This is a genomic window from Roseivivax jejudonensis (assembly GCF_900172265.1).
In the GTDB taxonomy this organism is placed as follows: Bacteria; Pseudomonadota; Alphaproteobacteria; order Rhodobacterales; family Rhodobacteraceae; genus Roseivivax; species Roseivivax jejudonensis.
This window is the reverse complement of sequence record NZ_FWFK01000005.1, coordinates 95732-108229: the sequence shown is the minus strand read 5'-3', so window position 1 is coordinate 108229 and position 12498 is coordinate 95732. Positions and strand designations below refer to the sequence as shown.

Here is a 12498-nt window from a genome sequence, read left to right as displayed (position 1 = left end):
CGGTTTACAGGTTAGTGTCAGATTACTCTGACAGACTTGCATGTCAATGATTCAGAACAGTCGCGGAAACAGCGCTCAAGGACGGGTCGCGGTCACGACGCGCGTGACGAAACTGCGCAGCGGGCGCGGCGCGCTGACCCGGACGAACCCGGCATCGGTCAGAAGCCGCGCGATCCGGTCGGGCGCGCGCACCGTCCCGGTGCCCATCGCCATCGTGTAAAAGGAGTAGAACACGTCGCCGGCGCGATCGGGCCTCGCGCCGCCCGACATCGGCTCGGACACAATCACCGTGCCTCCTGGCGGCAGCGCCGCGTAGACCCGTTCAAGAAGGGCGACCACGGTATCGTCCTCGTGGTCGAAGAGCACCCGCACCAGCGAGATCGCATCCGCGCCGGTGGGCAGCGCCTCATCGCGGAACGATCCGCCGACGATGTCGATGCGATCGGACACGTCGCTGCCCGCGAGGCGCTCGCGTGCGGCCTCGGCCACCGCCGGCAATTCCATCAGCGTGACCTGCAGCTGCGGGTTGGCGCGCGCGGCCGCCTCGGCGAACACGCCGGTTCCGCCCCCCACATCGAGCAGATGAGTCACACCGGACAAAGACACCGCGCCGAGCGTATCGGCGGCCACGAGCGCCTGGCTGTCGGCCATGAGCCGCGAGTAGCGACGGGCCCGCGCGGGATCCTCCGCTGCGCCGGCGCCGAAGACGTAGGGCCAGAGCTGCGCCAGTTCTGGCTCGGTGTCGCCCCGCAGGAACGCGACCGGGTCGGCAAGATCGCGGTAGAGGATCCGGTGGTGCGCAATCATCGCCTCGAGCCCCGGAACGCCGATCAGCGCGGCGCCGGACGGCTCCAGCCCGAACCGGCCATCGCGCGTGCGCCGCAAGAGTCCCAGGGCCGCCCCGGCTTGCAGCAGGCGGGCAAGACGGTCCGCGCGCACGTCGACCACGCCGGCGAGGTCGTCGGGATGACGCGGGCCGTCGGCGAGGTGGTGACACAGCTGCAGATCGACCAGTGCGAGAAGCACCTGGCTCGAGACGAAGCCCTGAACGAGATCGAAGAGGTCCGTCCCTTTGCGCCGCACGTAGCGGCGGCTCAGCGGAAAGCGGGCGGCCCAGGCCTGGAATCCCGGGCGGGCGACCCATCGCAGGACGCGCGTGCGCCAGTCGGGCCGCGGCGCGTGCGCCGGCAGGTCCGCGGGCGCAGCCACCGGCGTCAGACCCGCGCGGCCGAGGCCGCCCAGGCCGGCGTCAGCCGTTCGGCCTGCCAGCGCACCATCTGCGCCAGAGCGGCCTCGCCGGGGCAGGACGGGATCGACGCGATGGCGCCGGCGAGAATGTCGCGCAGCCGTTCGATCGCGCCGGTCTTGCCCAGTTCCTGGACCGCATTTGGCCGGCTATGCACTGCGTCCTGGCCGGCGGGCTTGCCGAGGCTCGCCTCGCTGTCGAACGCGTCGCGCAGGTCGTCAGCCACCTGGAACGCTTCGCCGATGCGCGCGCCGAGCTCGGTCCACGGCTCCGGATCCTCGCCGGCCGCCGTGGCGCCCATCTGCGTCGCAGCGACGAAGAGCGCGCCGGTCTTGGCACGGTGATAGGCCGACAGGTCGATCTCGGTCTCGCTTTCCCAGCCCTGTCCCGCGCAGATGCCGTGCGGCATGCCGCTGGCCCGGGTCAGGATCTCGATCAGGCCGACGGCGCGCATCGGGTCATGCGCCGCCGCGCGGGCCAATGTTTCGAAGGACAGGATGATGAGCGCGTCGCCTGTCAGAACCGCGATCGGCTCGTCGTAGGCGCGATGCACCGACGGCTTGCCCCGGCGGACCGCGGCGTCGTCGAAGCAGGGCAGGTCGTCATGCGCAAGGCTCGCGCAATGCATGAGTTCGAGCGCGGCGGCCGCGCTGTCGGTCACGGCCGGTTTGGAATCGCCACAGGCGCTCGCCACGGCCGTCAGGATTCGCGGCCGGATGCGCGCCCCGCCGGGCAGGCAGGCATACCCCAGAGCGCCGGAAAGCTGGGCCGGAGCTGCCGTGTCCGGGCCACCTTGCCCGCGTGCGAGCGCGGCACGTACCGCCGTCTCAATGCGGTCTGACATCCCCATTCGGCCCTCCGATAGGCGCTTGGCGCCGAGTTGTTGTCTGAAACTGACACACGTGTGTAAATCAGACTGGACAGTGCGCCCGAGGCTGTCAAGGATTGTGACATGTCCCGACTCGACACACCCCCCTTGGCCGGGCCCGGTGGCCCGGTCGTCGTCATAGGCGCCGGAATCGGCGGGCTGACCGCCGGGCTCACGCTTGCCGCCGCCGGGCGCGACGTGACCCTGGTCGATCCGGCCGCGGCGCCGGGCGGCAAGATGCGCCGCATCGACGGGGTCGAGGCCGGGCCGACGGTCCTGACGATGCGGTGGGTCTTCGACGCGCTGTTCGAGGCCGCCGGCGCAGGGCTGGAGGACCGGCTGACCCTGGTCCGGCAGGATATACTCGCGCGGCATTTCTGGCCCGACGGATCGCGTCTCGATCTTCACGCCGACCCCGATGCCAGCGCGGCAGCCATCCGGGCCTTCGCCGGAGCGCGCGCCGAGGCGGACTTCCGCGCGTTTTCCGCACGTGCCGCGCGGCTTCACGATGCCTTTCTCGATCCGGTCATGCGGGCCTCTGCCCCGGATCCGCGCGCGCTGGCGCGCCGATTCCTGTCCGATCCGGGGCTTCTGCCCGCGATGGCGCCGGGCCGGTCGCTCGCCGGGCTGGCACGCAAGAGCTTTTTCGATCCGCGCCTCGCCCAGCTTTTTGCGCGCTACGCCACGTATGTCGGCGGCGATCCGGGGCGGACGCCTGCCCTCCTGTCGCTGGTCTGGCATGCGGAGGCCGCCGGCGTCTGGGCGATCGCAGAGGGCATGTCGGGCCTCGCGGCCGAGATCGCGCGCCTGATCGGGGAAAACGGCGGCCGCGTGATCCTCGGGCGCAGCGCGACGGCGATCCTGAGCGACAGCGACGGCGTGACCGGCGTGCGGCTCGACAACGGCCGCATCCTTCCGGCCGGATCGGTGGTCTTCAACGGCGATCCCCGCGCACTGGCCGACGGCGCGCTCGGGCCCGATGCCCGATCCGCCGCGCCCGCCGCCGCACGCGCACCACGCAGTCTGTCGGCTCGAGTCTGGTCGTTCCGCGCCCGCTGGGACGGGCCGGGGCTGGTCCACCATAACGTATTCTTCCGCGGAGACCCGGCACCGGAATTTGCCGACATCGCGCGCGGTCGCCCCGCACCCGACCCCACGCTCTACGTCTGCGCCGAGGACCGCGGCACCGGCCGCGACCCGGATGCGACAGAGCGGTTCGAAATCATCGTGAATGCGCCGCCCCTCGCGCAGAACACCGCCGCGGAGGAGGAGTTCGAGGCATGTCTGACACGCACGTTTGGAATGCTGGCCCGATTCGGAGCCAGAGTGTCGCCGATGCCGGAGCCGCGCGCACTCACGACCCCGCGGGATTTCGCGGCACGGTTTCCGGGCAGCGCCGGTTCCCTGTACGGGCCGAGCCCTCACGGGATGATGGCGGCGTTTCGCAGGCCGACGGCGCGGAGCCGGATGCGGGGCCTCTACCTCGCGGGGGGCGGAGTGCACCCGGGGGCCGGCGTGCCGATGGCGGCGCTTTCCGGACGGCACGCGGCCGCGGCGATTCTGACGGACCATGCTTCGCGCTCGCCGTCCCGCCCGACGGCTATGCCTGGTGGTATGTCGACGGGATCAGCGACGATGGCGAACGCGCCATCTCGATCATCGCCTTCATAGGGTCCGTGTTTTCGCCGTGGTACCGGTGGTCCGGGCGGCGCGATCCCGAAAACCACGTTTGCGTCAACGTTGCGACCTACGGCCGGGGCGGACGCTTTACCATGACCGATCGCGGCCGCGACGCGCTGCGACACTCGGCGCAACGATTCGAGGTCGGGCCCTCCGCCCTCGAATGGGATGGCACGTCGCTGACGGTCCGGATCGACGAGATAGCGGCGCCGCCCCTGCCGGGGCGGGTGCGCGGCACGGTGAGACTCGTCCCGGCTGCGATCACGGACGTGGAGATGCCGTTGACGCCCGACGGCGCGCATGTCTGGCGCCCGTTCGCGCCGGTCGCGCGGATCGCCGTCGACCTCGAGGCGGAGGGCTGGACATGGGATGGCCACGGCTACCTCGACGGCAATTTCGGCACCCGGGCGCTCGAGGCAGATTTTTCACACTGGACATGGGGCCGCTTCCCCGACGGCGACGGCACGCTCTGCTTCTACGACGCGGACCGGCGGGACGGCACCCATTTGGCCAGCGCGGCCCGCTTTGCACCCGACGGCCGGGTTGAGACGGTGACACCTCCACCGCTGCGCCCGATGCGCCGCACGCTGTGGCAGGTGCGGCGCACCACGCGCGGCGATGCCGGCAGCACGCCGCGACAGGTCAAGCCGATGCTGGAGGCGCCGTTCTATTCCCGTGCGATGGTCGAGACCACCCTGTCCGGACACCGCACCGTCGGCGTGCACGAGGCGCTCGACCTCGATCGCTTTGCCTCGCCATGGCTGAAGCCGATGATCGCGCTCAGGGTGCCGCGGCGGCCGCGCTGGACCTTTCGCGACTGACTTGCCCCCGTCCGGCGAACCGGGTCAGCCTTGTGCCGAACCGAAAGGGGAGCGTTCATGATCCGCACACTCGCCGTGTTGCTGGTGTTCCAGCTTGCGGGGGAAACCGTGGCCCGCGCCGCGGCGCTGTCGATCCCGGGGCCGGTCCTCGGTCTGGCCGGGCTGTTTGTCCTGTTCATGATCCGGCCCGACATCGCCGACCGGATGCGCGAGACATGCTCCGGCCTTCTGGCGCACCTGTCGCTGCTCTTCGTTCCGGCGGGTGTCGGGGTGACGGCGCACCTGTCGACCTTCGGCGCGGATGGGCCCGCGCTGGCCGCAGCCCTCATTGGGTCCACGGTCCTCGCGATCCTTGCCGGCGTCGGTGCGTTCCTCGCGCTCGCGCGCCTCACCGGCGCGGCGGAGGAGCCCGACGATGGATGAGGCGGTCGCGCTCTGGTCCTATCTCGCGCGCGATCCGCTCCTGTGGCTGACGGTCACGCTCTTGGCCTACATCGCCGCCGAACGGCTGTCGGAGATGGCGGGCCGCCATCCTTTGGCCAATCCGGTTCTGCTGGCGGTGATCCTGTTGTCAGCGGTGCTGACCGTCACGTCGACGCCCTACGGCACGTATTTCGAGGGCGCGCAGTTCGTGCATTTCATGCTCGGGCCCGCCACCGTGGCGCTGGCGCTGCCGCTTCATGACAATTTCGGGCGGGTGCGCCGGACGTTGCTGCCGATGGCTGGGGCGCTGCTGGCCGGGTCGCTGACCGCGATCCTCTCGGCCCTCGGCATCGCCTGGGCACTCGGCGTCCGGGGCGACACGCTGCTGTCGCTCGCGCCGAAATCAGCCACGGCGCCCGTGGCGCTCGGCGTGAGCGAGGCGATCGGCGGCGTGCCGTCGCTCACCGCGGTCCTTGTCATCCTGACGGGAATCACCGGCGCCGTGGTGGCGACACCGATGCTGAACGCGCTCGGCATCCGGGATTGGCGCGCGCGTGGCTTCGCCGTCGGCCTCGCGGCGCACGGCATCGGGACGGCGCACGCGTTCCGCGTCAACTCGACGGCCGGCGCGTTCTCGGGCATCGGCATGGGGCTCAACGCGGTGCTGACGGCGATCCTGGCGCCGCTTGTCGTCGCGCTGATATAAAGCGCGTCTATTGCGCGGGGACGAGCGCGCCCGGCCGACGCCGCGTGTCGAGCCACGCAAGCCCGAGGACACCGACGCCCGCGGCCGATAGTGCCGCACCGACATACCCGGTCGAGGCCCAGCCATACCCGGCCGACAGGGCCATCCCGGCAAAGAACGGGCCGAGCGCGTTGGCGAGGTTGAAGGCCGCGTGGTTCAGCGCGGCAGCCAGCGTCTGCGCGTCGCCCGCAACGTCCATCAGCCGGGTCTGCAGCGGCACGACAAGGCCCGCAGTCGACCCCAGAAGCGCCACCGACACTGCCATCAGCGGCCAGGATCCCATCACCGCCGCGTAGAGCAGCGCCGTCGCGATCATGCCGAGCAGGAGCACCAGCGCGCCCCCGATCTGCGACCATGCCGCAAGGCGGCCGGCGATGACGTTGCCGACGGTCGCGCCCACGCCGAACAGCGACAGCGACGCCGGGATGGCCCACGCGGGCGCGTTTCCGGCATCGATCAGTGCCGCGGAAAAGAACGAGTAGACGGCGAAAACGCCGCCGAACCCCACCGCGCCGACTGCCAGCGTCAGCCAGACGCCGCGATTGCCCAGCGCGCCCAGCTCGCGCAGCGGGCTGGCGCCCTCGGCCGGATCCGGGTCCGGCGCGACGCGCGCGATCATGAACGCGGAGATCACCGAGATCCCTGCCACGATCACGAAAAGGCTGCGCCATCCGACAGTCTGGCCGATCGCGCTGGCGGCGGGAACGCCGATCACGTTGGCGAGCGTCAGCCCGAGGAGGACCTGCGCCACGCCGCGCGCTCGCTGCCCGCGCGGCAGCAGATCCGCCGCGAACAGCATCGCAATGCCGAGATAGGCGCCGTGCGGCAGCCCGGCGAGGACCCGCGAACCTGTCAGCAGGCCCATCGACGGTGCAATGGCGCCAAGGAGGTTCGCCGCGCCGAAGGCGAGAATCATGGCGATGAGGACGGCGCGACGCCGCAGTCGCGCGCACAGCACGGCAAGCACCGGCGCGCCGATGACCACGCCCAGCGCGTAGGCGCTGATGGCGTGACCGGCGACAGGTTCGGTCACGCCGAAATCGGTGGCGTAGAACGGCAAGACCCCCATCGCCGCGAATTCGGACACGCCGATCGCGAACGCGCCGAGGGCCAGCGAAAGAATGGTCAGCGCATGACGCGCGCGGTCGCTGTGCATGGCGGCCTCCGGGTGCGGACGATGGACGGACGATCGACGATCTATGCTGCAATGCAGCGTTAGCGCCAATAGTGGGGCCGGGGTCGCGATGCGACAAGCGGACCGGGCGCATAGGCGCCCTGACCCAGATGCAAAGATGATCGTGGATAATGGCCGGATCGGGCCTCAGCGGATGGTGATATCCACGCGCTGGGTATCGCCGTCGGTGTTCGGAATCCGCAAATAGTACTGACCCGGTTTGATGGCGATGAACTCGATCTCCATCGTGCCGGCCTGGTCGAACTCGACCGAGTCGATGCCGTAAGGCCGGATCTCGAGCCCGTTGATGACGATTTCGTTGATCCAGATGTTGCGGAAGAACCCCGCGCCTTCCAGCGCCAACTCGGCCGAGCCGTCCGCCTCGATCTCCAGCTCGTAGAGCCGGCCCGACTCGAGCTCGATCGGCCCGTCGGAGAGCGGCTGCCCTGTGGCGAGCGTCAGTTCGGGAATCTCGTCTCCCTGGTTGGTGTTCGACAGCAGGCCGGCAAAACCGAGATCATGGGCTGCGGCCCCCCCGGCGATCAGAGCCGCGGCCGCGGCAAGCGAAAATGTCTTCATGGCAATCTCCCATTCTGGACAAGGTGTGGTGCGAGCGTCGCAGGTCGCCCGCGGAGCTCGATGACGCGCGCCTGGAGCCGGTCGGCCTCGGTGCGATCATGGGTCACGAAGAGGGTTGCCGGGCGAACCTCCGTCAGAAGCGTGGCGGTCAGATCCAGCATCGCGTCCGCCGTCGCGGGGTCGAGCGACACGAAGGGTTCGTCGAGGACCAGCATCTCGGGCTGACCGGCGACGGCGCGCGCCAGCGCGAGCCGCCGTTGCTGACCCAGCGACAGCTGCATCGGGAAGGCGTCGGCGCGGTCGCCCAGCCCGACCTTGGCAAGGATCGCGCGGGCGTCGGCCTCGCTCAGATCGGGATGGATCAGGGTGAGGTTGCGCAGCGCGCTTCGCCAGCGCAGCAGCGTCGGTTCCTGGAACACGATCGCGCGCCGCTCGGGCGCCGCGACGGTGCCCTCGAACTCGGGGTCGATGCCGGCCACGATGCGCAGGAGCGTGGTCTTGCCGATTCCCGAAGGCCCCAGCACCGCGACCGTCTCGCCCGCCGCGACCTCGAAGGCGACGTGGCTCAGGATGCGCGTGTCACCGAAGCGTTTTTCACGGATATCGACGTGGATCATGCGGTGCGCCAGCGTCTGACGCGCCGTTCCCACGGTTGCAGCACGGCCCATTCGATCGTCAGCATCACCGTGATGAAGGACAGCGCGTAGACCAGAACCATCGCCACGTCGAATAGCTGAAAGTACATGTGGATCTTGAAGCCGATGCCCGACGACCTGCCGAGGAACTCGACCACCAGCACGATCTTCCAGATCACGGCGATGCCCGACCGCGCCGCCGCGGCGATGAAGGGCGCGAGTTGCGGCAGCACGACATGCCGCAGCCGGACCTGCCACCGCATCCGGTAGACCCGCGCCATCGCGTCGAGGTCCGGGTCGAGCGCCCGCGCACCTTCGCGTATCACCGTGGCGACATTGGGCACCTTGTTCAGGGTCACCGCGATGATCGCCGCCATCTCGTTCAGGCCGATCCAGAGATAACACAGCACGATCAGCACGAGCGCGGGCAGGTTGAGAAACACCACGAGCCACGGATCGAGCCAGCGGTTCACCCGCTCCGACCGTCCCATCGCCAGGCCGAGCGCGACGCCCAGCGCCATCGCCAATGCGAATGCCCAGGCCACGCGCACAAGCGTGCGCCAGAGGTGGTAGAGCAGGTCACCGGAGGCCAGCTCGGCCACGAACGGCCCGATCAGCGCGCCGGGGGCCGGCAGGACGGACGGATCCGCCGTCAGGCCCGCCGCCACCACCCACAAGAGCAGCAACCCGGTCAGCGAGAGCGCGGTGACGGCACGCGGATCGGTCATCGCTCGCGATCACTCCAGGTCGGCGAACAGGCCCTCGGGCAGGGTCGTGGCCTCGCCGACGAGCTCTTCGCCACCGAGTTCGTGCATGACCGACAGGAACTCTTCGGCCGCGCGCGGATCGATCGGCGCCTCGTCCGGCGCCCCGGCGAGCCAATCGGCCTTGAGCGTCTCGAACTGTGCATCGCTCTGTGCGTTCATCCTCGGGCGCAGCCGCTCCCATGCTTCCGGGCTCTCGGCCAGTAGCGCTTTCGCGTCCCGGCTCGCGGCGTGGAAGTTCCGCGCGAGGTCGGGGTTCTCGGCCAGGAAGTCTTCCTTCATGTAGTAGCCGAGCAGCGGCAGGTCGGGATCGAGCCCGAGCTCCGTCGCGGCGGTTTCCACGTTCACCAGCTCGCGCATTCCACCGGCCTTCATCTTGGCCAGGAAGTGCCAGAAGTTGATCGCCCCGTCGAACTCGCCCGACAGACCGGATTTGAAGATGAGCGGCGGCGCGCCGTAGACCTGCTCGGTCTCCGCCGCGAGGTCGAATTCCTGCACGCGCGTCGCGTAGGCCCGCAGGATCAGCCAGGACTTGTCGAGCGGCCCGCCGGCGATCCCGATGCGCCCGCCGGCAAGGTCCTTCAGCGATTGCGCCGCGCTGTCGTCGGGCACGAGCAGCGCGCCGACCGCCTTGGAATACGGGATGTATACGTAGTCTTTCCCGGCCGCGCGCTGACGCGCCACCCATATCCAGTCGGCCACGGCCATGTCGGCAGCGCCACCTTCGACCGCGACACGGGTCGCGCCGTTGTCGGCGTAGGGCAGGATCTCGAGCGCGAAGCCGTGCTTTTCGTCGAGACCCTCCTCGACGATGGTGGCCAGCTCCCAGTTGACCGTGCCGATCTCCAGCACCGCGGCGCGGATCACCGGCCGCTCCTGGGCGGTGGCCGGCAGGCAAAGACAGACGACCGCCACGGCGGCGGCGACAAGGCGTTTCATGATGGTCCTCCCTCGCGCGACGCATGGCAGGCGCCGGCACTCGGACCGAGACTGATCGGCCCGGGGAGGCAAGTCGATTAGACGTATGTCGGAGGGATGATGCCGCCCGCGCGGCGCCCGTCACGGCGGCGGCGCGAACGCTCCGGACGCGTCGGGCGACCGGAGCGGTTCGGGGCGCCGCGGTGGCCGCGGCGCCCGAATTCGATCAGGAGCCTTCGCCGCCCGCACCCTCTTCGGAGTACTGCTGCAGGTAGGCGATCACGTCCGCGCGCTCTTCTTCCTTGCGCAGACCGGCGAACGACATCTTGGTGCCTTCGACGTAGCCGCGCGGGTTCTCGAGATAGGGCTGGAGCGTTTCCGCGTTCCAGACGAGACCTTCCTCGCCCTTCGCGACCATAGCGTCGGAATAGTTGAACCCGTCGAGCGTGCCGGCCGTGCGGCCGATGACGTCGTTCAGCTGCGGGCCAACGCGATTCTGCGCGTCGTCGCCGACCATGTGACAGGCCTGGCACTTGCGGAACACGCGTTCGCCAGCCTCGGGATCGCCTGCGTCCTGCGCCAAGGCGGCTCCGGCTGGCAGTGCCACGGCGAACGTGGCGGCGAGCAGTTTGTTGAGCATGGTCTTCCTTCCTTGCGACATCGTCGTTTCAGCCGTTTCGGCCGTGCCACGCGGGGTGGTCACGGTCAAAAGTGTTAGCGGAACTGGGCGAAACGTCACATCCTTTCTCACACCTTGTTCCGCAAGCACGATCGTGCGCGTCGATGCGATGGGGGCTCACCACGCTCCGCAGATCAGAACCAGCGGCCCTCCGCGATGACGTCGCACTCGGGTGTCACCGCCTCGCTGCCGCCGAGGTCGAAGCTGCGGATTTCGGTCGAGGTGGCGCTGCGCGCGGCGGTCGTCGCGATCCGCGGCACCGTGCCGGAGCGGCAGGTGACAATCACCGCCGGCGGCGCAACGAACGGGGCGGGGTAGGTCCAGAGCGCGGCATCGCCCGAGACCGTGGCAAGGCCCGAGATGCGACAGACCTGCGTGCCATCGGCGAATCGGGTGTAGCTGCCGGAAGATGTCGATCCGGTCTCGATCGCCGCGCCTGTGGGCTGGCCGCCCGCCTCGCTCACGGTGCCGACGAGCGTGGCGCGGCCGTAGCCCCAGTCTGCCCGCATCAGCTTGCCGGGCGCCGCATCTTCGGGGGCGGATTGCACAGCCGCACCCGTGGCCCGACCCGTCACCGCGTCGACGACGAGCGCTTCGGTCCACGCGGTGCCGTCGGGCGACACCTTGAGAGACCAGTTGTCAGTCCCGGCAAGCCCCATTTCGGCCCGCCCGGAATAACCGCTCTGGAACAGCAGGGACGCGGTATCGCCCGCGGCGCCCTTGTTCACGGTGATCCGGTGATCGCCATCGGCATGCGTGAAGAGCACCCCCGGGCCACGCACGGACAACGGGTTCGCCGCATCCGCGGAGGTGCCCACCCCGAGGGTGTCGGGCGTGCCGGACCCGATATCGGCGGCGCGCCACGCGGTGCCGTCCCAGACCCGGATCTCGGGTCCCGTCCGCAGCGCGGCCGCCCAGCCGGGCCGGGGCGGCAGAAACAGCCACGCGCCATCTGCAAACGCCGCGAGCGTGCCCTCCGCCTGCCCGGCCCAGTCGCCGCTCGGCGCGGGCCCGAGGGCCCAGACCTCACCCTCTTCGGGCATCGGCGGCGGCGTTTCCGCCGCGAACCCGAGGACGCTGAGCCGGGCGAGGATGTCGAGCAGTGTCAACGCTTCGTTCACCGTGACGTGCTTCTGCGCCTGCGCGGGGGCGAGGTAGGGCAGCGCGAGATTGGGCGAGGTATCCGACATGGCAGGCCTTTCAGGAAACCGGAAGGATTGGCCCGAGGCTTCGCCGAGACGCACCAAGGTGGGCCTAACCGGCCGCGCGTTGCGCCAGCGCCGAGCCTCCCGATGACCCGCCGCCGCGGGCTTTCCGCGCGCGCCGAAGCCGGGTAAGGGAGAGCCGGACCCGATAGTTCGACCAAACAGGACGGCGCCCGCACCATGATCGAGATCGAGAAGACCGCCCTGCCCGGTGTGCTCATCCTGACGCCGCGCCGCTTCGGCGACGCGCGCGGCTTCTTCAGCGAAAGCTGGAACCGCAAGCGGCTGTCGGAGAACGGGATCGACATCGATTTCGTGCAGGACAACCACTCGCTGTCGGAGCAGGTGGGCACGGTGCGCGGACTGCACTTCCAGGCGCCGCCGATGGCGCAGGACAAGCTCGTTCGGTGCGGGCGCGGCGCGCTCTACGACGTGGCGGTGGATATCCGGCGCGGATCGCCGACCTTCGGCCAGTGGATCGGCGTGGAGCTGTCGTTCGAGAATGGAAAGCAACTCCTTGTCCCCAAAGGATTCCTGCACGGCTTCGTGACCCGCGCGCCGGAGACGGAGATCGTCTACAAGTGTTCGGATTACTATTCGCCGGAGCACGATGGCGCGGTGCGCTGGGACGATCCGGAGATCGGCATCGACTGGGGGATCGCTCCGGAGGATGCGGTGCTGTCGGACAAGGACCGAGCGGCGCCGACGCTGGCGGAGTTTAACACGCCCTTCGATTATCACGAGGCCCCCGCGTGATACTC

At 69.7% G+C, this 12498-nt stretch carries 14 protein-coding genes; 5 read left to right on the top strand and 9 right to left on the bottom strand.

The genetic code is table 11. The features are described from left to right. Positions 1–75: 75 nt before the first annotated feature. Complete coding sequence (locus tag ROJ8625_RS14095; protein WP_143535133.1) at positions 76–1209, bottom strand: methyltransferase; 1134 nt, start codon at positions 1207–1209, stop codon at positions 76–78. Positions 1210–1214: 5 nt separating this feature from the next. Continuing rightward, positions 1215–2096 carry a polyprenyl synthetase family protein gene (locus ROJ8625_RS14090; protein ID WP_085792548.1) on the bottom strand — a complete coding sequence of 294 codons (882 nt, stop codon included), beginning with the start codon at positions 2094–2096 and terminating at the stop codon, positions 1215–1217. 102 nt (positions 2097–2198) lie between these two features. Here ROJ8625_RS14090 and crtD point away from each other — a divergent pair, with 102 nt between their 5' ends. The 4 genes from crtD to ROJ8625_RS14070 are packed head-to-tail and all read left to right on the top strand — an operon-like array spanning position 2199 to position 5744. After that, complete coding sequence (gene crtD / locus ROJ8625_RS14085; protein WP_085792547.1) at positions 2199–3785, top strand: 1-hydroxycarotenoid 3,4-desaturase CrtD; 1587 nt, start codon at positions 2199–2201, stop codon at positions 3783–3785. Positions 3786–3790: 5 nt separating this feature from the next. Beyond that, positions 3791–4615, top strand: a complete 825-nt coding sequence (gene crtC, locus ROJ8625_RS14080; RefSeq protein WP_503128379.1) for a carotenoid 1,2-hydratase — start codon at positions 3791–3793, stop codon at positions 4613–4615. A 57-nt stretch (positions 4616–4672) separates the two neighbouring features. After that, a complete protein-coding gene (locus tag ROJ8625_RS14075) occupies positions 4673–5038 on the top strand; it encodes a CidA/LrgA family protein (RefSeq protein ID WP_085792546.1) in 366 nt (121 codons plus the stop codon). Beyond that, on the top strand, positions 5031–5744 hold the full coding sequence (locus ROJ8625_RS14070) for an LrgB family protein (RefSeq protein ID WP_085792545.1): 714 nt from the start codon (positions 5031–5033) through the stop codon (positions 5742–5744). The genes ROJ8625_RS14075 and ROJ8625_RS14070 overlap by 8 nt, the downstream gene beginning before the upstream one ends. Positions 5745–5751: 7 nt before the next feature. Here the strand turns inward: ROJ8625_RS14070 and ROJ8625_RS14065 are convergent, their stop codons facing one another. From ROJ8625_RS14065 to ROJ8625_RS14035, 7 genes are all read right to left on the bottom strand, one after another. Then, positions 5752–6939 (bottom strand): MFS transporter, encoded by a 1188-nt coding sequence (locus tag ROJ8625_RS14065; protein ID WP_085792544.1) that lies wholly within the window; start codon positions 6937–6939, stop codon positions 5752–5754. A gap of 165 nt (positions 6940–7104) precedes the next feature. Next, positions 7105–7536 carry a cupredoxin domain-containing protein gene (locus tag ROJ8625_RS14060; protein WP_085792543.1) on the bottom strand — a complete coding sequence of 144 codons (432 nt, stop codon included), beginning with the start codon at positions 7534–7536 and terminating at the stop codon, positions 7105–7107. Further along, complete coding sequence (locus tag ROJ8625_RS14055) at positions 7533–8153, bottom strand: ABC transporter ATP-binding protein (RefSeq protein WP_085792810.1); 621 nt, start codon at positions 8151–8153, stop codon at positions 7533–7535. Before ROJ8625_RS14055 ends, ROJ8625_RS14060 begins: the two co-directional genes overlap by 4 nt. Beyond that, entirely contained in the window at positions 8150–8899 is a 750-nt protein-coding gene (locus ROJ8625_RS14050) for an ABC transporter permease (RefSeq protein WP_085792542.1), read from the bottom strand. Before ROJ8625_RS14050 ends, ROJ8625_RS14055 begins: the two co-directional genes overlap by 4 nt. Before the next feature lie 9 nt (positions 8900–8908). Then, positions 8909–9874 carry an ABC transporter substrate-binding protein gene (locus ROJ8625_RS14045; RefSeq protein WP_085792541.1) on the bottom strand — a complete coding sequence of 322 codons (966 nt, stop codon included), beginning with the start codon at positions 9872–9874 and terminating at the stop codon, positions 8909–8911. Between the two features lie 205 nt (positions 9875–10079). Next, positions 10080–10493, bottom strand: coding sequence for a c-type cytochrome (locus ROJ8625_RS14040; RefSeq protein WP_143535132.1), 414 nt, complete (start codon positions 10491–10493; stop codon positions 10080–10082). A 173-nt stretch (positions 10494–10666) separates the two neighbouring features. Further along, a complete protein-coding gene (locus ROJ8625_RS14035; protein ID WP_085792540.1) occupies positions 10667–11722 on the bottom strand; it encodes a DUF2793 domain-containing protein in 1056 nt (351 codons plus the stop codon). Positions 11723–11920: 198 nt separating this feature from the next. Between ROJ8625_RS14035 and rfbC the strand changes: the two genes are divergently transcribed. After that, the gene (gene rfbC, locus ROJ8625_RS14030) at positions 11921–12493 is read left to right on the top strand and encodes a dTDP-4-dehydrorhamnose 3,5-epimerase (RefSeq protein WP_306372294.1); all 573 of its coding nucleotides are present in this window, start codon (positions 11921–11923) and stop codon (positions 12491–12493) included. Positions 12494–12498 lie beyond the last annotated feature (5 nt).

Coding starts and splice junctions, on each gene's coding strand:
- ROJ8625_RS14070 (WP_085792545.1), top strand. CDS start 5,031: ATGGATGAGGCGGTCGCGCTCTGGTCCTATCTCGCGCGCGATCCGCTC.
- ROJ8625_RS14050 (WP_085792542.1), bottom strand. CDS start 8,899: ATGACCGATCCGCGTGCCGTCACCGCGCTCTCGCTGACCGGGTTGCTG.
- ROJ8625_RS14060 (WP_085792543.1), bottom strand. CDS start 7,536: ATGAAGACATTTTCGCTTGCCGCGGCCGCGGCTCTGATCGCCGGGGGG.
- crtD (WP_085792547.1), top strand. CDS start 2,199: ATGTCCCGACTCGACACACCCCCCTTGGCCGGGCCCGGTGGCCCGGTC.
- ROJ8625_RS14065 (WP_085792544.1), bottom strand. CDS start 6,939: ATGCACAGCGACCGCGCGCGTCATGCGCTGACCATTCTTTCGCTGGCC.
- ROJ8625_RS14040 (WP_143535132.1), bottom strand. CDS start 10,493: ATGCTCAACAAACTGCTCGCCGCCACGTTCGCCGTGGCACTGCCAGCC.
- ROJ8625_RS14090 (WP_085792548.1), bottom strand. CDS start 2,096: ATGGGGATGTCAGACCGCATTGAGACGGCGGTACGTGCCGCGCTCGCA.
- ROJ8625_RS14055 (WP_085792810.1), bottom strand. CDS start 8,153: ATGATCCACGTCGATATCCGTGAAAAACGCTTCGGTGACACGCGCATC.
- ROJ8625_RS14035 (WP_085792540.1), bottom strand. CDS start 11,722: ATGTCGGATACCTCGCCCAATCTCGCGCTGCCCTACCTCGCCCCCGCG.
- ROJ8625_RS14045 (WP_085792541.1), bottom strand. CDS start 9,874: ATGAAACGCCTTGTCGCCGCCGCCGTGGCGGTCGTCTGTCTTTGCCTG.
- ROJ8625_RS14075 (WP_085792546.1), top strand. CDS start 4,673: ATGATCCGCACACTCGCCGTGTTGCTGGTGTTCCAGCTTGCGGGGGAA.